Origin of the sequence: Acinetobacter junii (assembly GCF_018336855.1) — a bacterium.
Lineage (GTDB): Bacteria > Pseudomonadota > Gammaproteobacteria > Pseudomonadales > Moraxellaceae > Acinetobacter > Acinetobacter junii.
On record NZ_CP059558.1, the window covers coordinates 1633817 to 1656258 of the forward strand.

The window sequence follows — 22442 nt, forward strand, 5'->3', positions numbered from 1 at the left end:
TGCAAAGTTTTTACTTAAAATAATGACTACACAAGATGGAAAATCAACAAGAAGAAAAATTATTTCATATGCTTTATCAGGTATTGTAGTTGTATTCTTTTTTTTATATTTGTTGTTATTGTCTCCATTCATATCCGATGAACTTTGGGTTTATTGCTACAATTCATATTTTTTGGGTATTGGAATAGGTCTCATGCTTAAAAAACAATACTTCAATAAGAAGTACTAAAATTAACTTCAGAATCTTTTCTATTTAGAATATTTAGATAAGAAAGGATAACCACTTCCTTTTTGATCATCTTAATCAAATTAAGATGTTTAAAACTCTCTTTTCTATGCCTAATCCTGCATAAAACTAACAGCTTTTATTCATTTTCTATTTAATAATAAAGATCAAATTTACAATCATCAGATGAAACATGATGAATGATCAAATACTTAGCTCACTTTTTCTAAAACTTGTGGATAAAGAAGGCTTCTTTGCTACGGCGATAGATGGCATCACTTTGATGCGTGTAGATCACAACACACCACCATTAGCCGTATTGCAAGAACCGACCTTAGTTTTTGTTTTACAAGGCAGTAAACGTGGTTATATCGGAACTGAAACCTATGCATTTCAGCAAGGCGAATGCCTAATCGTCTCCGTGTCTATGCCATTTGATTGTGATACGGTAGCGAGTCCTGAATTGCCTATGATTGCAGTCAGCATGAAACTAGAGGCGGATACGGTAAATGAGTTATTAGCAAAAACATATTTTGAAAATGAGCAATTTAAACCACTCACTACAGGCATGAGTGTAATTCAATATGATGAAACCATTTCGAATGTATTGATACGATTATTAAAAACTTTAAGTTCTGAACAAGACAGCTTGATTTTAGGTGAACAAATTAAACGAGAGTTATTGTATCGAGTTATTCAACATTCGGGTGCAGATGCTTTAACAGGATTAGTAGTTCAAGGCAATTTACGACAGATTTATAAGATTTGTGAATATATTCAACATCATTTTACAGAGAAATTAACAGTGGAAATGCTTGCTGAGCAAGCCAATATGAGCATTTCTGCCTTTCATAAAGCATTCAAACAAGTCACATTACATTCACCTTTGCAGTATCTCAAAGTTACACGGTTGCACAAGGCAAAACAAATGTTGCAAAACGAAAACCAAAGCGTTGCTCAAGCAGCTTATGCTGTTGGTTATCAAAGCTCATCTCAATTTAGTCGAGAGTTTAAAAAGCAGTTTGGTTTTTCTCCTAATCAAACTGAAGTAAATATAGATAAGGAATGAGTAAATCATGAATCAAAATAGTAGCGAACAAATGAAATATATCGAAATTACTCAAGCTGGCGGTCCTGAAGTTCTAAAAGTTGTACAAGGTAAAAAACCTGAGATTAAAGAAGATCAAGTATTAATTGAAGTCTATGCCACAGGCATCAATCGCCCTGATATTTTGCAAAGACAAGGGTTGTATCCGATGCCGAAAGGTGTAACGCAAATTCCAGGATTGGAAGTTGCTGGCATCATTTCTCAAATCGGTTCAAAAGTAGAAAAATTTAAAGTCGGTGATAAAGTCTGCGCGCTGACCAACGGCGGAGGATATGCAGAATACTGTGCTGTTCCAGCAAATCAAACTTTAGCGATTCCCAAAAATCTGAGCTTTATTGAAGCAGCAGCTATTCCAGAAACTTATTTCACAGTATGGGCAAATCTATTTCAGATCGGACAGTTAAAAAAGAATGAAACCGTGTTGATTCACGGAGGTGCAAGTGGAATTGGTTCTACAGCGTTGAGCTTATGTCATGCGATGGGTATTCAAACTTTTTCCACAGTGGGAAGTGAAGAAAAAGTAGAAAAATTAAGCTCAATTTCGACGGTTATTAATTACAAGAGACAAAATTTTGAACAAGAAATCTTATCACTCACAGATCAGCAAGGTGTTGATGTGATCTTAGATATTATCGGTGCTGCTTACTTTAATCAGAATCTGAGATTGCTAAAAAGAGATGGGCGACTGGTGATTATCGGATTTATGGGCGGTCGAAAAGTAGATGGTTTTGATATTCAAGAACTCATGCTCAAACGCGCTGTGGTGACTGGCTCAACGATGCGTGCTCGAACCAATGATGAAAAAGCAAAAATTACCCAAGAATTGGAACAGTTTGTTTGGCCACTAATCGAAACAGGTCAATGTAAACCGATTATTTATAAGACTTTTACTTTTGAAGAGGTTGCAGCAGCACACCAATGTTTGGAAAGCAGTGAACATATTGGAAAAGTGGTACTCGAAATTAAATCGTAATTTTGCCTAATCGTATTCAATCTATGCCTATTTATACATCAAGCTTGAGAATGATCACTTGGAAAAGCAATATGTAAATCAAACATATCCTACGAGGAATTTAAACATGACAACAAATACAGATAATCGTAACCCAACCCCAGATCTAGCTGAAGATAATGCTTTTTTTCCATCACCTTATTCTCTAAGTCAGTATACGGCTCCTAAAACTGACTATGACGGAACTACATACCCAAATCCATATCAAGGTGATAAAAAGATCCTCATGATTGCAACGGATGAACGCTATATTCTGATGCAAAATGACAAGTTCTTTTCTACAGGAAATCATCCAGTAGAAATGTTGTTACCGATGTTCCATTTAGACAATGCTGGTTTTGCCTTTGATGTTGCAACACTTTCAGGTAATCCAGTTAAACTGGAAATGTGGGCGATGCCAAAAGAAGAGCAAGTGGTTTTGGATACCTATCACAAGTACGAGAAACAACTTAAATCACCACTAAAATTGGCAGATATTTTAGATCAAGCTTTAAGTGCTGATTCACCATATGCTGGTATTTTCATTCCAGGTGGTCATGGAGTTTTGGCTAAAATTCCTCAGAGTAAAGAAGTTAAGGCTTTATTAAAATGGGCAGTGGATAATGACAAATATGTTATTACTTTATGTCATGGTCCAGCTTCTTTATTAGCAGCCGCAGTTGATGAAAGTCCAAATGATTATATTTTTAAAGGCTATCAAGTCTGTGTTTTTCCAGATTCATTAGATAAAGGTGCCAATATTGATATTGGATATATGCCAGGACAATTGCCGTGGCTCGTCGGCGAAAATCTTGAAAAGCTTGGTGTGGAAATCCTAAATAAGGGAATCACAGGGCAAGTACACCAAGATCGAAAACTGTTAACGGGTGATAGTCCATTAGCCTCTAATAATTTGGGGAAACTTGCTGCTGAAACTTTATTAGCTGATCCAAGCCTTAACGCATAAGCTATTTTATAAGTTCAAAGCCCAATTCAATATTGGGCTTTTTCTTGAGCAAAATTTAAAATTTGTAAGCTAGCTGACAAATCTACTCCGTAATATTGATTATGTTAGGAAAGTAGCAATAGAAAAACAGTAGTTAGAGTTGATCAATGAAAATATGTATTTATGGTGCAGGTAGTATTGGATGCTATCTTGGCGGTAGACTCGTTGCTGCTGGCTATGACATAAATTTTATTGTTCGTCCTAAAATTCAGCAAGCACTTCAAACTTATGGTTTAACTGTTTCAGATTACACAGGATTCAAGCAAACTATTTCTGTAAATCAATTACAAATGAGCATTGATCACAATGTAGCAGCTCATGTTGATATTGTCTTTGTTTGCGTAAAATCAACATCTACTGAACAAGTAGCCCTTGAATTAAAAGATATTTTAAAGAAAAAGACCATTATTATTAGTTTTCAAAATGGCTTAAGTAATGTGGGAATTCTAAAACGAATTTTAACAGACCACATTATACTCGAAGGAATGGTACCTTTTAATGTGGCAGCTTTGGGGAATGGTCGATTCCACCAAGGAACAGATGGTGCTTTGTATGTAAAAAACCATGAGCAATTAGCTGAACTCGTGCTTGCATTTCAAGAAGCAAAGTTAGAATTTCAGTTAGAACAAGATATGCAAGCTGTGCAATGGGCAAAATTATTATTGAACTTAAATAATTCAATCAATGCGCTATCCCAACTTCCACTGAAACAAGAATTATCTATTCGAGAATATCGTCAGTGTTTGGCACTTGCTCAATTAGAAACATTAAATCTATTAAAAATAGCCAAAATCAAACCAGCAAAACTGACTCCAATTCCAGCACAATTTATTCCTAAAATTTTAAAACTACCCAATCCTATATTTAAGATTATCAGTAAGAAAATGCTCGCGATTGATCCACTTGCGCGTTCTTCGATGGCTGATGATTTAATGGTTGGAAGAAAAACTGAAATCGATTGGATTAATGGTGAAGTTGTTAATTTAGCTAGACAGTTGAATCTTACAGCACCAATTAACCAAAAATTAATTGAGCTAGTCAAACAGGCAGAATCAGAACCGAAAGTATGGTCTGGATCAAAACTTAAAGCACAGTTAACGCAATTGTGATTCGATTATGCATAAAAAAAGCGTATAGCATCTCTATACGCTTTTTTTGATAAAAATCTTAGATTAGACTGTTTTTACAGCATCTTGAGGGGCAAATTTCGTAATTAATATGCCGAATATAGTCGCGAAGATATACATGAAAATGGAGTATACCGCGGCAGGCATTGCGATGGTGGTACTTGCCATAATCGTGAGTGCAATTGTCATGGCTAAGGTACTGTTATGAATACCGATCTCAAATGCACATGCACGTGCTTGATATGAACTAATGCCTAACATTCGTGGCACGAAATATCCAACCATTAAACTAATAGCACAGAATAGTGCGGTTGCTAAACCAATCTGTCCCAAATAATCTACCAAGTTGCTTCGCTCTTTGATAATTGCGCCTAGAATGATAATCAGCAGAAAAACCACGGCAAAGATTCGTACAGGACGATTCAGTTTTTCAGCAACATGCGGTGCATAATGACGAATGATCATTCCGATGCATACAGGCACTAAAATAATTAGAAAAACTTGTAAAACCTTAGTAAATTGCAGACCGACTTGCTGTCCTTCATTCATAAAATGCAGAATCGAGAAATTTACAATTAAGGGTAGGAACACCGCTGCGATAATAGCGTTAATTGCAGTTAAAGTAATATTAAGTGCGATATCACCTTTATATAAATAGCTAAATAAATTGGCTGTCGTACCACCAGGTGATGCTGCCAATAGCATCAAACCGACCGCTAAAAGCGGTGGTAAAGCAAGTATTTTACAAATTAAAAACGCTATCCCTACTAATAAAATGAGTTGGCAGAACAATGCAATTAAAACAGCTTTAGGGTGTTTGCTGACTCGCGCAAAGTCTTTAAGTGTTAGTTCTAGCCCCATACCTGCCATAACGATGGCTAAGGCAATAGGCAAAAATATTGTGATCAGTCCTGAATCCATAAACCGTGCTTTCCTAAATGAATTTTATTTTGATAAATAATTGATATCGTTTTAGAAGTGACCATCATCGTGTACAAATCAAGGATGATCTAAGTTTCGATCTAGCACTTTAAACATATATTTATTTGAAAATCTGTCAACTACACGACAATTGATATTTTTATGTGAATTTCTAATAACTAAAAAGGCAAGTACAACTCGTGTACTTGCCTTTACTTTAAACTGACTTATCGAGATAAATAAGCTTTTTTAAATTTTAAAAGAAACCCGCTGGTTTAGTTGAGTAGCTCACCAATAGGTTCTTGGTTTGTTGGTAATGGTCTAACATCATGCGATGGTTTTCACGACCAATACCTGATTTTTTGTAACCACCAAATGCCGCATGAGCAGGGTAAATGTGATAACAATTTGTCCATACACGACCCGCTTCTATTGCACGACCTGCACGGTATGAAGTATGTGCAGAACGTGACCAAACTCCAGCTCCTAAGCCATAAATGGTTTCATTGGCAATTTTGATTGCTTCATCAAAATCTTTGAAAGTGGTCACTGACAATACAGGTCCAAAAATTTCTTCTTGGAAAATTTGCATACTGTTGTGTCCTTTGAACACCGTCGGTTCAATATAGAAACCTTCACCAACTTCTTGACGAGCACCACCACCTACAAGTACTTCAGCGCCTTCCTCGCGACCTGTGCTGATACAACGTAGAATTTTCTCTTGCTGTTCTAAGGAAGCCTGAGCGCCAACCATGGTTTCAGTATCTAATGGATGACCCAACTTAATTCGTTTAACTCGCTCGATTGCTTTTTCTAAAAACTTATCTGCGATACTTTCTTGAATTAAGGCACGAGAAGGACAAGTACATACTTCACCTTGATTCAGCGCAAACATTGCAAAGCCCTCTAGCGCTTTATCAAGATAATCATCATCTTTGTCCATCACATCTTCAAAGAAGACATTTGGTGATTTACCCCCAAGCTCCAAGGTGACTGGAATAATATTCTCAGTTGCATATTGCATGATGAGCTGACCGACTTGAGTAGAACCAGTAAATGCAATTTTAGCAATACGAGGACTAGTTGCTAATGGTCGACCCACTTCAGCACCAAAACCATTAACAACGTTGAGAACACCTGGTGGAAGTATGTCTTGGATAAGTTCTAAGACCAGTAAAATACCCACAGGTGTTTGTTCTGCTGGTTTTAAAACAATACAGTTACCCGCCGCGAGTGCTGGTGCGAGTTTCCAAGCCGCCATCAAAATCGGGAAGTTCCACGGAATGATTTGACCTACAACGCCTAAAGGCTCGTGAAAGTGGTAGGCAATCGTATCTTCATCAATCTCTGAAATTCCGCCTTCTTGTGCACGAATACATCCAGCAAAATAGCGGAAGTGATCTATCGCTAACGGGATGTCCGCGGCTAAAGTTTCACGTACTGGTTTACCATTGTCCCAAGTTTCTGCAACTGCAAGAAACTCAAGGTTTTGTTCCATACGATCCGCTATTTTTAATAAAATATTTGAACGCGTTGTAGCTGAGCTTTTATTCCATTCAGCTTTTGCTTTATGTGCTGCATCGAGAGCAAGTTCAATGTCTTCAACTGAAGAACGAGGGATCTTTGTAAACACTTTGCCATCGACAGGTGAAACATTATCGAAGTATTCTCCTCTTATAGGAGCTACCCATTGACCGCCAATAAAGTTCTCATATTGAGATTTAAATTGGACTTTTGAACCAGGTTGGTTAGGATCGATGTAACGCATATATAAATTCCTTTGCTTATAATTGATTTAACGATCTACAGCTTTGGTATAAGGTACTTTTGTACGTTATTTCATTAGGATATAAGTGCGAAGGTTGGAGAAAGGTTGGAAACCATGATCAAGTGTGAGGGATACACAAATGTTTACAAAACAAGAGTTATTGCAACATCGTTCGTCCGTTGATCAGCTAAAAAAACAAAGTAGTCTGTCGCCACAAAATGCTGAAAAACTTGGTCAAAGTATTGCGAGTTCATGGCAGCGATCTGTTTCGTCCTCAATTCCTAAAGAACGCTTAGCTGCACCACTATTAAGTCAAAATAAAAAGAACAAAAGCAGTTTGGATCTAGCACTTGAAACCTGTTCCGATGAACTAAGTCATATTGCAGAACAATCCTCAATGGTTATCGCGGTAGGTGATGTTGGAAGTACGATTATTTGGACTGCTTCTAGTAATCAAATGCAAAGCGCAGCTGAAAAAGTACATTTTATTGCAGGTGGGCAGTGGGCTGAAGATATGGTCGGAACCAATGCTCTAGCACTCTCTTTAAAGACTCAACAATCAAGTTGTGTGTTCTCAAATGAACATTACATGGAGTCTATTCATGATTGGGTCTGCTATGCAGCACCAATTTTAGACCCGTATTCAAAACAGGTATTAGGTGTCGTTGATTTATCTACGACATGGAAAAAACACAATACACTCGGTGTATTGGCTGCTGAACGATGTGCATCTATTATTCAAACTGCTTTAATCGAACAACAGCGCCAACGTTTATATATTCGTGCCTTTGCCACGCCTCAAATTATTTTTAACCATAAATCATTGGTATTAACCCCAAGACAGGTCGAGATATTAGTCATTTTAGCCTTATGTCCAAATGGCTTGAATTTAGAAAATTTACATCAAGCATTATATGGTGAGCGTAAGGTGAGTATCGGTACGCTCAAAGCAGAAATGTCTCAACTACGGGATATTTTAGGTGGTATGTTGGGTTCTCGCCCATATCGTCTACTGGCTGATGTTGAAGCTGATTTTCTGTCAGCAGAGCAGGCTTTAGATGCAGGTTATGTCGCGTCGGCACTTCAATTATATAAAGGTGTTTTCCTCGCTAAAACTGAAAGTCCATTTTTATGTGCATGGCGTGATTGTCTTGAGTCTCGCTTAAGCGATGCGATTTTCAAAACTAAGGAAACAGACCTACTCCTTAAACATGTGGCCCATTTCCCAGAAGCAATCGATGCTGTAGAACGTCTAATGGAATTGTTCCCGAGCGAACATCCTGCACGCTTATCTTTGAGCAAGTTTAAAGACGTATATTGATTGAATATTTGAGATTAGAATTATCTAGCGTTAATTAAAAAATGAAATTTGCTTTGCCTGAAAAAGAACTCGATATTCTGTAGAAAGATCAAAAAATTAAATAAATCATTGTTTACTTTGAATTTTAATTTATATAAAAAAAGTGGGAATATAACCATTTTAATATTCCCACAAAAAAGTAAGCCAAGTCTCGGAGTTCTGGCTTACTTTTGAGAGGAAAGCGTTATAAAGCAGCTTTAAAAATTTCTACAACTTGAGCATGTGTTGCTTTACGTGGGTTGGTCAGCATACAAGCATCTTTTTGAGCATTTTCCGCCATTATTGCCAAGTCCTCAGTTTTTACACCAAGTTCGGTTAATCCTGATGGGATGCCAATTGATGATGAGAGTTCACGAATTGCATCAATTGCGGCAAATGCAGCTTCTGTTTCAGTGAAACCTTCAACATTAACGCCCATTAACTCTGCAATTTTTGCATAACGATCTTGGCAAGCGATTAAATTAAATTCGCATACATGTGGTAAAAGCACCGCATTACATACGCCATGAGGAAGATTGTAGAACCCACCAAGCTGATGTGCCATTGCATGGACATAACCTAGAGATGCATTATTAAATGCCATACCCGCTAGATATTGTGCATAGCTCATTGCATCGCGTGCTTCGATATTTTCACCATTGGCTACAGCAGGGCGTAACCATTGACTGATCATAGTAATGGCTTTCTCAGCACAGGCATCTGTAATTGGATTTGCAGCAGTAGAGACATAAGCTTCGACGGCATGAGTTAATGCATCCATTCCTGTAGCTGCCGTTAAACCTGCAGGTTTTGCAACCATAAGCTTAGGGTCATCAATTGCAATCAGAGGTGTACAACGCCAGTCTACAATTGCCATTTTGACATGAGTATCCGTGTTGGTAATGATGCAGAAACGCGTCATTTCTGAGGCTGTACCTGCTGTAGTATTGATTGCAATCAAGGGAGTCATTGGAACTGTACTTTTATCAATTCCTTCATAATCACGAATATGTCCGCCGCCAGCAGTTACAAGACCAATCCCTTTCGCACAATCGTGTGATGAACCGCCACCTAATGAAACGATAAAATCACATCCATTGTCGTTGTAGGCTTTAACACCGTTGTGAACATTAATATCTGTTGGGTTAGGCTCTGCACCTGGAAAGATGTGGCTATCTACACCAGCTTCTTTCAAATATCCTGAAATAGTATCTGCTACACCAAATTTAAATAGACCTTCGTCTGTAACGATTAATGCTTTTTTTGCACCGAGATTTTGTGCTTTCGTTCCAATCTCTTTTGCACAGCCTGGACCAAAGAGAGAAACGCAAGGGATATAAAAACCGTTTGTTTGATCTGCAATATTTTTAAAAGCCATGGAGTGATTCCTTCTTCCATTTTCCATTGTTTGTTATTCAGGTGAGTTACACCTTGAACTTAGTATGGAGTGCTTAAAAAAATTTCCTACCTACCAAATACCTACCAAAATATTGTTTTAAAAATAAAAGGGATACGCTACATAAAGTTGAGTATCCCTATACAAAGTTTAAGTCTTTAGAATTTATGAGTGTAGTTTACAAACATGCGATCCTCACCAAAATCATTTCCATGCTTCACATCATAATCAATTCGAATATATTGCAATGCCAAACCTTTGAGATAGGGCTGTTGAAAAGCATAGTTCAAGATAATATTAGACTCACTTTCATGATTTTTTTTACCATCAGTCGTTTCAAAATTCTCACCATAAACATATTTTACGGCTGCATTAAAACCAGGGATATAATCTTTAAAATTATAACCATAAATAAAATGATATGATTTTTCATCTTTTTTAAAGAAACCTGTAGCATTCCAATTAATGAAATATGTTTCAGGAAGAAAACCATCTGGTAATGGGTAGGCAGATTCACCAATAATTTGCTGATAGCCTAAACCAAAAGTATGATTATTTACTTTCAATGTTTCTAATAAACCAATATTTTGTGCATCAATATTAAAATTATTTCCATCTTCTTGAGCATTAAAATATTTAAATTTCGAATTAAGCACATAATTTTTACCTTTCAAATTATGCTCTAAACCCAAATAATGTTTGTTGTATAAATCCTCCATGTTACCATAATAATATTCTCCCTTTAAATCAGGGGAGAACTGATAGCGTAAATCAATATAATTTAAGCCATCTGAGTATTCAGTTTTTCCATTTGAAGTAAAAGAGAATTTACGAAAATCTTCTTCATTACGAGGGGATACTTTTTCAACACGACCTATTTCTGCGTAAAGTTGATCAGTTAATTGTGACTTAAGGTTTGCACCCCAATAAGATGTTAAGAGCTGACGACTGGTATCTACGGCAGTAACAGGTAAGTCTAACCAAAGCTCACCAACACTCAACAAGGTTTGGTCATAACCTAATTTTAAAGTGGCGCCATGTTTTAAATAATCGGAAGCTTGTGATTGAGTCGCTTTATCAAATGGTAATACCGTATCAGCCACATGTTTATCTGAACTTAATCTAACAGCATATTGAACGGAAGCATCCACACCGATTGTCAAAGGTTTTTCGGCAATACTTAATGGTGTCTCAAGCATTCGTGAGTTATAAAACAAAGAGGCAGCTTGAGACCAACTTCCAGTATCCTTCAGTGCTTCATTCTCAAAATTACGATTGATGTAGGCATTTTTTAAGGTAAATTTCCATTCTTCTTTAGCGCTTACATTATCAGCCCAAAGTGAAGTTGAAACTAATCCACCTATGAGTGAAATAGAGGACAAAATAAGCTTATTACATTTAAATGTATGCATTTTTTAATTTCCATTTTGTGTTGAATTGCGCCGATCCTCGGCGCAACATTACTTATTGCTGGTTGACTGAAGCTTGTGTTTGAAGAGTTGATTTTGAACTTTCAGGTACATTGACCGAGACTTTTAGATTGACGAGGAAGATCGCAAATGCAGCAATCACACCTGGAATTGCAATTGCTAAGAAGTTCATTTGATGAGGTAGTTCAAAAGTGAGCAATGCACCTGTAAGTACAGGTCCGATAATTGCACCTATACGACCGATACCTGATGCCCAGCCCATACCTGTTGAGCGAACAGTAGTTGGATAAAATTGTGCGACGAAAGTATATAGAAGAATTTGTGAACCGATCGTTGCTGCACCTGCCAAAGCAATTAAGCTATAGAGAACAATTTGAGGACTGTTGAATCCCAATAGTATTAAGGCAGCAGCTCCGATTACAAACATTGAGGTAATGACTGGTTTTAAATGGAATCGATCAGCTAAAGCACCGCCTCCAATTGCACCAACCATACCGCCAATGTTCAATGCAAATAAGAACAGCATACTTGCGCCTAAAGAATATCCTGCTTGCAACATCAATTTAGGTAACCAACTTCCCAATGCGTACACCATTAATAGGCACATAAAGAAAGCGATCCAAAACATGAATGTACTAAATGCACGACCATCTTGGAAAAGGGCTTTTACTGGTGCTTCATGATGAATATTTTCATTGAAAACCAATTGAGTATTTTGATGAATGTCTCGTGTAGGTAGCAGCTTATTGATGATCTGTTTAGCTTGTTCTTCCTTTCCAGATTTGATCAGAAATGCCAATGACTCAGGTAGGAATTTCCAAATGATAGGCAACATTAACAATGGAATCCCTGCAATCAGGAACATGATTTGCCATCCCATATCTTTGACTAACCAAGCACCTAATAATGCTGAAGTCATACCGCCAATAGCATAGCCACTAAACATAATTGCGACTAAAGTACTTCGAATTTTTTTAGGTGCATATTCCGTCATTAATGCAACAACGTTTGGCATTACGCCGCCTATACCTAATCCTGCTATGAATCTTAAAATTGCAAATTCAACGGGATTGGTTGCAAAAGCCCCTAGAAATGTAAAACCACTAAATAAAGTGACACAGATCATGATGGTTTTCTTTCTTCCTAAACGATCTGATAATGTGCCGAATATCATTGCACCAAACATCATTCCAAATAGGGCAGCACTTGCTAATAATCCTGCTTGAACAGCAGTTAATGACCATTGCTGCATTAATAATGGTAATGCGACACCGTAAATAACTAGATCATAGCCGTCGAAAATAATAATTAGTAAGCACCAAACTAAAACCTTCCAATGAAATAAACTAAATTTGGCATTATCAATTGTTTCATTGATATTGACTTTTTCCATATACATCCTTCACCTCCAATTTGTGAAGCTTTGTTTTATTAATGTTTAAACTATTTTGTTATGGGGATTCAGTCAAAAACTAAATTGATATATCTTTATGTCTTTAAGGTATTGAATTTATTATTTTCTATCTAAATTTTAGACGACAAAAAGCAGAGTATAAAAATACTCTGCTTTTTTATAACAATAGGTATATTAAATAAATTGATTTATATGCTGATTAAACTCAACAGGTGCTTCAACGTTTGAAATATGTGAAGCATTAATTTCAACCAACTGAGCCTTTGGTATGTGTTGCAACATCCATTCAGCATCTGTAACAGTGGTCACTGGATCATGAATTCCTGCAATAATTAAAACAGGTATCGTGATTTGTTTTAGTTCATCACGAAGATCCGCTTTAGCCAAAGCCTCACAACAATTGGCATAGCCCAGTGCACTGCCAGCACTTAAGTCGTTACATAGGTGGCTGACAACTGAAGGATGACTTTGGATAAAGGGATCGGTAAACCAACGAGATGCTGCGGTTGCAGCAATTGGTTCTAAACCTTGCTTTCGTACCAGTTCGGCACGATCTTGCCATGCTTGTTCCTGTCCAATTTTCGCTGCTGTATTGGCAATAATCACATGACTAAAACGCGATGGATAATGAATCGCTAACCATTGTCCGGTTAGTCCACCCATTGAAATTCCACAAAAGACGGCTTTTTCAATCTTCAAATGATCTAGTAAAGCAATCACATCTTCACCTAACTGCTGTAAAGTGTAAGGACCAGTTGGAGTAGAAGATGAACCATGACCACGAGTGTCATAACAAATCACAAAAAAGCGATCTTTAAAAAAATTAAACTGCTGTTGCCACATCCCAAAATTCGTACCTAGGGAATTGGAGAATACCAGAGCAGGGGCATTTGCATCACCAAAGGTCTGATAATGAATCATGACATCTGCGGATTGAAACATCGGCATTACTGTTCTCCTGTATCTAGATCAACACGCTGAATAATCAAAGCAATCCCTTGACCCACACCGATACACATCGAACACAAAGCATATTGTCCCTTGATCTGTTCAAGTTGGTTCAGTGCGGTGGTCACTAATCTCGCACCCGATGCACCCAGTGGATGACCTAAAGCGATCGCACCACCATTCGGATTGATACGCGCATCATCATCTGTTAATCCTAAATCACGAGTCACCGCTAGAGCTTGAGCTGCAAAGGCTTCGTTTAACTCAATCACATCCATTTGTTCTAAGGTCAGATTGGCTTGTTTCAGTAACTTTTTGATTGCAGGCGCAGGGGCAAAACCCATAATGCGGGGTTCAACACCCACTGTAGTGGCAGCAATAATTTTGGCACGTGGTTTAAGTTGATATTGAGCAACCGCATCATCAGAAGCGATCAATAGTGCTGCTGCACCATCGTTAATACCTGAAGCGTTACCCGCAGTCACTGTGCCATCTGCTTTCACCACACCTTTAAGTTTCGTCAATGCTTCAATCGTGGTCGATGCACGTGGGTGTTCATCGGTATCAATCACGACCACATCACCTTTACGTTGTGGGATCGTGACTGGAACGATTTCGTGTTTAAAAAAGCCTTTGGCTTGCGCTGCTGCAGTCCGTTGTTGGCTGTTTAGGGCAAACTGGTCTTGATCGATCCGATTAATCTTAAATTGCTCTGCCACGTTCTCCGCAGTTTGCGGCATGGTGTCTACACCATACATTTCTTTGAGCTTTGGATTGATAAAACGCCAACCCATAGTCGTGTCTTCAATCTTTTGACTACGACCAAAAGCATTGTCCGATTTACCCATCACATAGGGTGCACGGCTCATGCTCTCGACACCCCCCGCAATAATGAGATTTGCTTCACCTGCTTTAATTGCACGTGCAGCCATGGCAATCGCATCTAAGGATGAACCACATAAACGGTTCACTGTGGTTGCAGGGACTTGATAAGGCAAGCCAGCCAATAATGCGGACATACGCCCCACATTACGGTTGTCTTCACCCGCTTGATTGGCACAGCCGTAAATCACATCATCCACCTGTTGCCAGTCGACCGTTGGATTACGTTGCATTAAGGCTTGAATTGGAACTGCACCAAGATCATCAGCACGTACAGGGGCTAAACCACCTGCATAACGTCCAAAGGGGGTACGAATCGCATCAATGATGTATGCATTTTTTAAAGTCGTGGTCATGTCGCTTATCCTTTAGCCTGTGTTGCATCAATCAACTGAGCACCCGTCAACGCCTGTAGTTCTTCAAAGCTTAGACCATCTACTTTCTCAATCACTTTTAAACCTTCTGTGGTCACATCAATCACACACAGATCGGTATAGATACGATCAACACATTTCAGACCTGTTGCAGGATAAGAAAGCTCCTCAACAATCTTCGGTTCACCTTGCTTGGTGACATGATCGGTGGTGATAAACACTTTCTTTGCACCTACAGCCAAATCCATTGCACCACCCACAGCAGGAATCGCATCGGCTGCACCTGTATGCCAATTGGCAAGATCACCGTTGGCTGCGACTTGGAATGCACCCAGTACCGCGATATCCAAATGACCCCCACGCATCATGGCAAAGGAATCCCCATGATGGAAAAAGCATCCCCCTGTAAGCATGGTCACATATTCTTTGCCTGCATTAATCAGTTCAGGGTCTTCTTCGCCTTTGGCTGGTGGTGGGCCAAATGCCAATAAACCATTTTCAGAATGCAGAAAGACATCTTTATCGGCAGGTAAGTAATTTGAAATCTTGGTCGGTAAGCCAATACCTAAATTGACATAGGCACCATCAGGAATATCTTGTGCAACACGTTCTGCAATTTGATCACGGCTGAGTTTTTTGATAGCTCATTGTTATTCTCCTTATTGTGCAGCGACAGGTGATGTTGCTTTAACAGCAACCACATGCTGAACAAAAATCCCTGGGGTAATAATGTGTTCAGGATCAAGCTGACCGAGTTCTACTACTTCAGAAACTTGAGCGATGGTGACATCTGCCGCCATGGCCATGATCGGTCCAAAGTTACGTGCCGACTTATTAAAAACTAAATTGCCCCAACGATCGCCTTTGTGAGCTTTGATTAAGGCAAAGTCAGCTTTGATTGGATATTCAAGAACGTAGTCTTTGCCATCGATATGACGGGTTTCTTTACCTTCTGCCAATAATGTTCCGAAGCCAGTCGGTGTAAACACAGCTCCCAAGCCCATCCCAGCAGCTTGGATACGGCAAGCGAGATTACCTTGTGGGACGAGTTCTAACTCGATCTTGCCTGCATGGTAGAGTTCATCGAACACCCATGAATCAGACTGACGTGGGAAAGAGCAGATGATTTTACGGACTGCACCTGTTTTTAGGAGTTTGGCAAGACCATAATCGCCATTGCCTGCATTGTTATTGACGATGACAAGGTCTTTAACCCCGAGTTCAATCAGAGCATCGATGAGTTCAGCAGGTTGTCCTGCGGTTCCAAAACCACCAATCATGATGGTTGAGCCATCTTGGATTTGGGAGAGTGCTTCAACCAGTGAAGCTTGTGATTTGTCGATCATAATAAATTCATCCTACAATCAAGTCTTGCTGATCTGTTTTTCAGAAGATGACTGGGTCATCACAGTATTTGGGTGGGTGTGAGGATTTAAAAGAATCTGGGCAATAACACCGATACAGATGCCCCAAAAAACTGAGCTAAGTCCAAGAAAGTGCATTCCTGAAACCGTTGCAAGAAATGTGATTAATGCTGCATCGCGCTGATGATCATCTTTCATCGCAATCATGACATTTGTCCCGATCGCCCCAAGCAGGGCTAACCCTGCTAAAGCTGCGATGAGTTCTTTGGGAAGAAGGCTGAAGAGCATGACAATACTGCCAGCAAATAAGCCGCCTAAAATATAAAAAATACCGTTGGCAACACCTGCGATATAACGCTTCTCTTTGAGTTCATGGGCATCTTTACCCATACATAGAGCAGCAGTAATTGCAGCAAGTACAATCGTAATTCCACCTACACATGCGACTGCGAGTGAAGCGATGCTTGATGCTGTAATAATCGGTTTAGCAGGGGTGTCATAGCCACTCAGTTTCATAATTGCCATACCTGGCAAAAATTGTCCTGTCAGACTCACAAGAATTAAAGGTAAAGCCAAGTTAAATGTAGAGTGCCAAGTCCATTCTGGATAAATCAAATGAGGAATAGCAAAACTAAACTGCATTTCAACGGGATTCATTTTTCCCAAAATTAAGCTGAGTGAAACACCACACAACAAAACCCACAGCATGGTATAACGAGGTGAATATCGTTTTGCTAATAAATAACAAAGCAACATGCTGAAAACGATCAAAGGCATGGAATCCGTTGCTACAAATAATCCGAGCCCAAATTGAAATAAAATCCCTGCCATCATGCCTGCTGCGATTCCTTGAGGAATCCATTTCAGCAATTTGTCAAAATATCCTGTCGCTCCAACTATAAAAATGACAATCGCTGAAGTGATATAAGCTGCAACAACTTCATTCAAAGAGATATTTGGAAACAGTGAAACCAATAATGCCGTACCAGGAGCTGACCATGCTGTGATGACAGGGGTTTTATAACGAATTGAAAGATAGATTCCAGCAACAGCAGCACCAATTGATATGCCCCAAATCCATGAAATCATCATTTCTGTTGAGATATTGGCTTTTTGTGCTGCTTGGAAAAAGATAATAAGCGGACCAGAATATGAAATCAGAACCGCTAAAAATCCGGCAATAGTTGCTGAAATAGACCAATCATTTTTTAAACTCGTCAACAGGTTAGTCATAGCGCCTCCTTGCAAGATTTCCTGCTGTTTAGATCAGAATTAACCCTGATCACCACCACCAACTGCAATTACACTGCCAGTCATATAAGACGACTCTTCAGATGCTAGAAAAAGAATGGCATTTACCTGTTCATCGATAGTTCCATATCGTCCCATCAGACTTCTTTCTTTGGTTTGATCTACAACCTGTTGCATCCAAACTTTTTCATCTTCGCTAAGTGGAGTTGAATTACGAGGTACTTTACGTGGTGGAGCGTCTGTTCCACCCGTAGCAATCGCATTCACTCTGATACCATTTTTGGCATGCTCAAAAGCCAACGATGCGGTAAGTGCATTTACACCACCTTTAGCTGCCGAATATGGAATCCGATTGATACCACGGGTAGCGATAGACGATACGTTGACGATGACCCCATATTGATGCTTCAACATTTCAGGTAGAGCTGCACGACAACACCATAAAGTTGGAAACAGAGAACGATTGATTTCCTTGATAATTTGCTCTTCGCTAAATTCATCAAAGGGTTTCATCCAGATCGCACCGCCAACATTATTGATGAGTACATCTACACGTCCAAACTCCTGAATCGCTTTGTGTACAACAGCTTGGGCACCATCATAGCGCTCTAAATCAGCTTGTACTGTGATTGCATGACCACCTGTGCTACGGATTTCTGAAGCAACTTCATCGACCAACTCTGAACGATCGGCTAAAACCACATATCCATTTTCAGCGGCTACCCGAATTGCAACGCTACGTCCAATCCCTTGAGCAGCACCCGTTACGATGACGATTTTGTTCTTAAATCTATCTTGAAATATCATGCTGATCTCCGATTTGATTAATTTGCAGAAAATTTTTCAAATAAGAAATTGGCAGGTTTAATTCCTTCTTGATCTAACCAACTACGAACAGCTTCAACCATTGGTACTGGCCCACAGAGGTATACGTCAACATCACCATTGTTAAGCCAATCATTTTCAATATGACCTGTTACATAGCCTTTGCGCTCATGTTGACTTTCAGGATGTGCAACAACCGTTCGATATTCAAACCAAGGATACTTACTTTGCAATTCATCTAACTTTTCTATTGCGACAAGATCAAAGTCATTTGTCACACCGAAAACTAAACGAATAGGGTGATCTGAACCCTTTTCTTCAAGTACTTGAAGCATTGACATAAATGGGGCAATACCAGTTCCACCTGCGAGCATCAAAACGGGTCTAGTGACATGACGTAAGTAGAAGCTTCCAAATGGACCTGTGAAGTGCATTTTGTCACCAGCTTTTGCATTCTTACTCAAAAATTCGCTCATTTGACCATTTGGGACATTACGTACCACAAAACCCGTTAAACGTTTGCCTGGTTTTGAACTAAATGAATATGAACGTGTTTCAGATGTTCCTGGAATACCGACATTTACATATTGACCAGCTAAGAAGTGAATTTCAGGTTGACCATCATCTAGTTGAATATCAAATGTAATCGTTGAGTCAGATAGGTTTTCGACACGTGATAAAGTGCCTTGAAAGCTATGAATTTCAGTTTTACAAACATCAGATGATGCTTGAATTTGGAAAACTGCATCCGAAGTAGGGCGACACTGGCAAGCAAGTATGTAGCCTTGTTCAGCTTCTTCTGGTGTTAAAGCATCTTCGATATAAGTTTCTTCTGGCATGTTATAACTACCAGATTCACAGAATGCACGACATGTACCACATGCACCATCTCGGCAATCCAAAGGGATATTGATCTTCTGACGATAGGCTGCGTCAGATAAAGTTTCACCTTGTGCAACTGTAATAAAACGGGTCACACCATCTTCAAATTGAAGTGCTACATTATGGTTAGACATGGCAATCATCCTATTTAAAAATTTTGATCTCGCTTACCCAACCAAAATTCCATTTGGCTGGGCTTGCTGGTTAGAGATGATAGATATCAATCACTTGATTGATATAATCGTTCTTTAACACCACATATTTGCTGATGATTTTTGGTTGTTCGTTAGAAAAATCGATCACATAACGAGACATACCAAAATAGCTGTAGTTGGTTTTGTAGCGAAAACTCAATGTGTTCCAATTAAACCGAACAGTGACTTTGTCTCCATCACGTCCGAGCACCTCAATATTGCTAATATTGTGGCTGGTCCGTGTATCTGGCATCGTTGCTGATGAACGTTCTGTTTTGATACGAAATACACGATCTTCTAAACCTTGACGGTTTGGGTAATAAATCAGTGATATTTCAGACTGTGGATCTTCCGTTAACTGATCGTCATCATCCCATGCAGGCATCCAAAAAGAAGCCTCTGGTGAATAACAACTTAACCATTCATCCCATTGTTCATCGTCTAGAAAACGTGCTTCACGATAAAGAAACTGAGCAATATTTTCTAAAGTTGCTTGAGTTGTTGTGTTCATTTGGCATCTTCCTAAATTTGGCTTTCAGCTAACTTTTTCTCAGTTGCGATAGCATTCTTCATCGACTTTAACCAATACTGATGCTGAGCTAGATATAAGCCTTCATCTTCAGTTTTGATGCCACTTAATTTAGGTTTTAAACCAATTTCATTTGCTGCATCATCGGGTCCATGTATCCAATGTTTTGAACCACGGCACATATCATTCCATTCCAGCTCTAAGCCTGCATAACCTGCTTGGCATGCGCGGAACTCTTCCAAATCATCAGGTGTCGCCATTCCAGAAGCATTAAAGAAATCTTCATATTGACGAATACGACGAGCACGCGCTTCAGGCTCTTCACCAACTGGTGCGATACAGTAAATGGTCACTTCGGTCTTATTTACACTCAGTGGGCGAAGCACACGAATCTGTGAACCGAACTGATCCATCAAATAAACATTTGGGTAAAGACATAAATTGCGCGAACGCTCAATCATCCATTTAGACATTGCAGCACCAAATTTCTCGGTGTATTCATCTGCTTTTGGATAGTTTGGACGATCATCTGGATTTGCCCACTGAGTCCACAACAACATATGACCATGTTCGAAACCATATGATCCACCGCCTTGTTTACCCCAAGAACCAGCGCTCATTGCACGGATGTTGTCTCCAGCTTCAGTTTCTTTACGATGTTGTGTAGTAGCTGCATAGTTCCAATGCACGGCAGATACGTGATAACCATCAGCACCATTTTCAGCGGTGAGCTTCCAGTTACCTTCATAGGTATAGGTTGAAGAGCCGCGTAATACTTCTAAACCTTGTTCTGATTGACCAACGATCATGTCAATAATCTTAGTTGTTTCCCCAAGAAACTCTTTCAAAGAGGGAACATCAGGATTCAAACTACCGAATAAGAAACCTTTATAACTTTCAAACTTCGCAACTTTCTTTAAATCGTGTGAACCATCTTGGTTAAAACAGTCAGAATAACCCGCATCGGTAGGATCTTTAACTTTGAGCAATTTACCTGAGTTGTTAAATGTCCAACCATGGAAAGGGCACGTATAAGTCGCTTTATTGCCACGTTTATGGCGACAGAGTTGTGCACCACGATGTGAACAAGCATTAATCATGGCATTTAATTCGCCATTAGGATTGCGAGCAATAATGATTGGTTGACGACCAATATAAGTCGTATAAAAGTCATTATTTTTTGGAATTTGACTTTCGTGAGCTAGATAGACCCAATTGCCTTCAAAAATATATTTCATTTCAAGATCAAACATCGCTTGATCTGTAAATACTGAACGGTGAAGTTTGTATTCACCTGTTTCTTCATTATCAACAAGCAATTCATCAATGCGATCAAGATGCGTCGTGTTGATTACTGGAATTTTTGGCATGTCCGTTCTCCGACTTTCCTAAGGAGGAAGCCCCGAGTTATTTGATTAAATCTCAATAACTCGGTTCCTAAATTACGCTTGCTTAAGCAGATACACGACGACGATCAACTTCAGTAGAAGGTGTAGAAGCCGCTTCTTTGACTAATTCGATGTTGAAAGTGATGTGTTTGAATGGTTTATCTAAACCACGACGTTGAATCTCAGCCTCGTCAGTGACATCGACAGCAGTCGCTACAAGACCATCACGTGTTGCAAAAGCAAAGTCATCCCACAGGTATTTGTCGCCTTCGATATTGAACTGTGTGGTTAACTTACGGAAACCCGGTGCAGAAACAAAATAATGAACATGCGAAGGGCGGTTACCATGACGACCTAACTTATTCAGAACAAACTGAGTCGTTCCTTCAGGTGGGCAACCATAACCTACAGGCATGGTGGTCAAAGCTACATATTTACCGTTCAAATCAGAAAGAATGGTGCGACGTAGATTGAAATCAGATTGAGACTTATCAAAGAAAGAATAGTTCCCCAAACTATTCGCATGCCACATTTCAACTTTGGCACCTTCGATGATATTGCCGTCTGTATCCGTCACTTTACCTTCGATAATTAAAGTATCGATTTTGTCTGATTCAGAACCATCGTCCATACGGGCGAAACCTACAGATTCAGGTGCACCCGCAACATACAGTGGACCTTCAATCGTACGAGGCGTACCACCAGAAACACCTGCTTTGGCATCGGCTTCATCAGCACGCAAATCTAAATAATGCTCTAGACCTAAGCCCGCAGCGAGTAAGCCCAATTCATTGGCTTGACCTGCATCTGTAAAATACTCTAGACCTTTCCATACTTCTGAAGCTTGGATATCCAAATCCTCAATTGCTTGGAATAAATCTCCCAATAAACGTACCACGATGCTTTGAACACGTTGATCGACTGCACCTGTAGCAGTATCAACATTCATTTGTTTCACTAATGCATCAATATCCTGACGATTCATATGATTTCTCCTTAACTATGCATCTCGCGTAGGTGGTGGGGAAACGGAGAGTCATTCAATCCGTTATGCCGTACCACTGTCCTTATCTCTACGA

The 22442-nt window shown here is 39.3% G+C and carries 19 protein-coding genes and 1 pseudogene; 5 read left to right on the forward strand and 15 right to left on the reverse strand.

The features are described 5' to 3' along the window. Nucleotides 1-419 precede the first annotated feature (419 nt). The 4 genes from H2677_RS07785 to H2677_RS07800 all read left to right on the forward strand — a co-directional run bounded on the left by H2677_RS07785 (nt 420) and on the right by H2677_RS07800 (nt 4440). Entirely contained in the window at nt 420-1295 is an 876-nt protein-coding gene (locus H2677_RS07785) for an AraC family transcriptional regulator (protein WP_212639529.1), read from the forward strand. 7 nt (nt 1296-1302) lie between these two features. Beyond that, nucleotides 1303-2307 carry an NAD(P)H-quinone oxidoreductase gene (locus tag H2677_RS07790; RefSeq protein WP_212639530.1) on the forward strand — a complete coding sequence of 335 codons (1005 nt, stop codon included), beginning with the start codon at nt 1303-1305 and terminating at the stop codon, nt 2305-2307. Nucleotides 2308-2413: 106 nt separating this feature from the next. Further along, nucleotides 2414-3292, forward strand: a complete 879-nt coding sequence (gene hchA / locus H2677_RS07795) for a glyoxalase III HchA (protein ID WP_212639531.1) — start codon at nt 2414-2416, stop codon at nt 3290-3292. A gap of 146 nt (nt 3293-3438) precedes the next feature. Next, nucleotides 3439-4440 (forward strand): 2-dehydropantoate 2-reductase, encoded by a 1002-nt coding sequence (locus tag H2677_RS07800; RefSeq protein WP_212639532.1) that lies wholly within the window; start codon nt 3439-3441, stop codon nt 4438-4440. Nucleotides 4441-4503: 63 nt separating this feature from the next. Here H2677_RS07800 and H2677_RS07805 read toward each other — a convergent pair whose 3' ends face one another. Then, the gene (locus H2677_RS07805; RefSeq protein WP_004954284.1) at nt 4504-5379 is read right to left on the reverse strand and encodes a bile acid:sodium symporter family protein; all 876 of its coding nucleotides are present in this window, start codon (nt 5377-5379) and stop codon (nt 4504-4506) included. A gap of 256 nt (nt 5380-5635) precedes the next feature. Further along, nucleotides 5636-7147, reverse strand: coding sequence for an acetaldehyde dehydrogenase ExaC (gene exaC, locus H2677_RS07810; protein ID WP_125298756.1), 1512 nt, complete (start codon nt 7145-7147; stop codon nt 5636-5638). A gap of 139 nt (nt 7148-7286) precedes the next feature. Here exaC and H2677_RS07815 point away from each other — a divergent pair, with 139 nt between their 5' ends. Next, on the forward strand, nt 7287-8468 hold the full coding sequence (locus tag H2677_RS07815) for a hypothetical protein (protein WP_004911210.1): 1182 nt from the start codon (nt 7287-7289) through the stop codon (nt 8466-8468). A gap of 223 nt (nt 8469-8691) precedes the next feature. Here H2677_RS07815 and mdh read toward each other — a convergent pair whose 3' ends face one another. From mdh to catA, 13 genes and pseudogenes are all read right to left on the reverse strand, one after another. After that, nucleotides 8692-9864, reverse strand: a complete 1173-nt coding sequence (gene mdh / locus H2677_RS07820) for an iron-dependent methanol dehydrogenase (protein WP_004911209.1) — start codon at nt 9862-9864, stop codon at nt 8692-8694. 176 nt (nt 9865-10040) lie between these two features. Next, on the reverse strand, nt 10041-11294 hold the full coding sequence (locus tag H2677_RS07825) for an OprD family outer membrane porin (protein ID WP_212639533.1): 1254 nt from the start codon (nt 11292-11294) through the stop codon (nt 10041-10043). Nucleotides 11295-11346: 52 nt separating this feature from the next. Next, nucleotides 11347-12711, reverse strand: a complete 1365-nt coding sequence (locus H2677_RS07830) for an aromatic acid/H+ symport family MFS transporter (RefSeq protein ID WP_004911205.1) — start codon at nt 12709-12711, stop codon at nt 11347-11349. 189 nt (nt 12712-12900) lie between these two features. Next, entirely contained in the window at nt 12901-13674 is a 774-nt protein-coding gene (gene pcaD / locus H2677_RS07835; protein WP_212639534.1) for a 3-oxoadipate enol-lactonase, read from the reverse strand. Further along, the gene (pcaF, locus tag H2677_RS07840) at nt 13674-14912 is read right to left on the reverse strand and encodes a 3-oxoadipyl-CoA thiolase (protein ID WP_212639535.1); all 1239 of its coding nucleotides are present in this window, start codon (nt 14910-14912) and stop codon (nt 13674-13676) included. The genes pcaD and pcaF overlap by 1 nt, the downstream gene beginning before the upstream one ends. A gap of 5 nt (nt 14913-14917) precedes the next feature. After that, nucleotides 14918-15578, reverse strand: a pseudogene (locus H2677_RS07845) (3-oxoacid CoA-transferase subunit B). A gap of 11 nt (nt 15579-15589) precedes the next feature. After that, nucleotides 15590-16276 (reverse strand): 3-oxoacid CoA-transferase subunit A, encoded by a 687-nt coding sequence (locus H2677_RS07850; protein ID WP_004911194.1) that lies wholly within the window; start codon nt 16274-16276, stop codon nt 15590-15592. An 18-nt stretch (nt 16277-16294) separates the two neighbouring features. Next, nucleotides 16295-17527: a benzoate/H(+) symporter BenE gene (benE, locus tag H2677_RS07855; RefSeq protein ID WP_212639536.1), complete on the reverse strand. Its 1233-nt coding sequence runs from the start codon at nt 17525-17527 to the stop codon at nt 16295-16297. Between the two features lie 39 nt (nt 17528-17566). Continuing rightward, on the reverse strand, nt 17567-18352 hold the full coding sequence (locus H2677_RS07860) for a 1,6-dihydroxycyclohexa-2,4-diene-1-carboxylate dehydrogenase (RefSeq protein WP_212639537.1): 786 nt from the start codon (nt 18350-18352) through the stop codon (nt 17567-17569). 17 nt (nt 18353-18369) lie between these two features. After that, nucleotides 18370-19386: a benzoate 1,2-dioxygenase electron transfer component BenC gene (benC, locus tag H2677_RS07865; protein WP_151826030.1), complete on the reverse strand. Its 1017-nt coding sequence runs from the start codon at nt 19384-19386 to the stop codon at nt 18370-18372. 70 nt (nt 19387-19456) lie between these two features. After that, on the reverse strand, nt 19457-19957 hold the full coding sequence (gene benB / locus H2677_RS07870) for a benzoate 1,2-dioxygenase small subunit (protein WP_212639538.1): 501 nt from the start codon (nt 19955-19957) through the stop codon (nt 19457-19459). An 11-nt stretch (nt 19958-19968) separates the two neighbouring features. After that, complete coding sequence (gene benA / locus H2677_RS07875) at nt 19969-21345, reverse strand: benzoate 1,2-dioxygenase large subunit (protein WP_212639539.1); 1377 nt, start codon at nt 21343-21345, stop codon at nt 19969-19971. Nucleotides 21346-21427: 82 nt separating this feature from the next. Next, complete coding sequence (catA, locus tag H2677_RS07880) at nt 21428-22348, reverse strand: catechol 1,2-dioxygenase (protein WP_212639540.1); 921 nt, start codon at nt 22346-22348, stop codon at nt 21428-21430. Nucleotides 22349-22442: the final 94 nt, after the last annotated feature.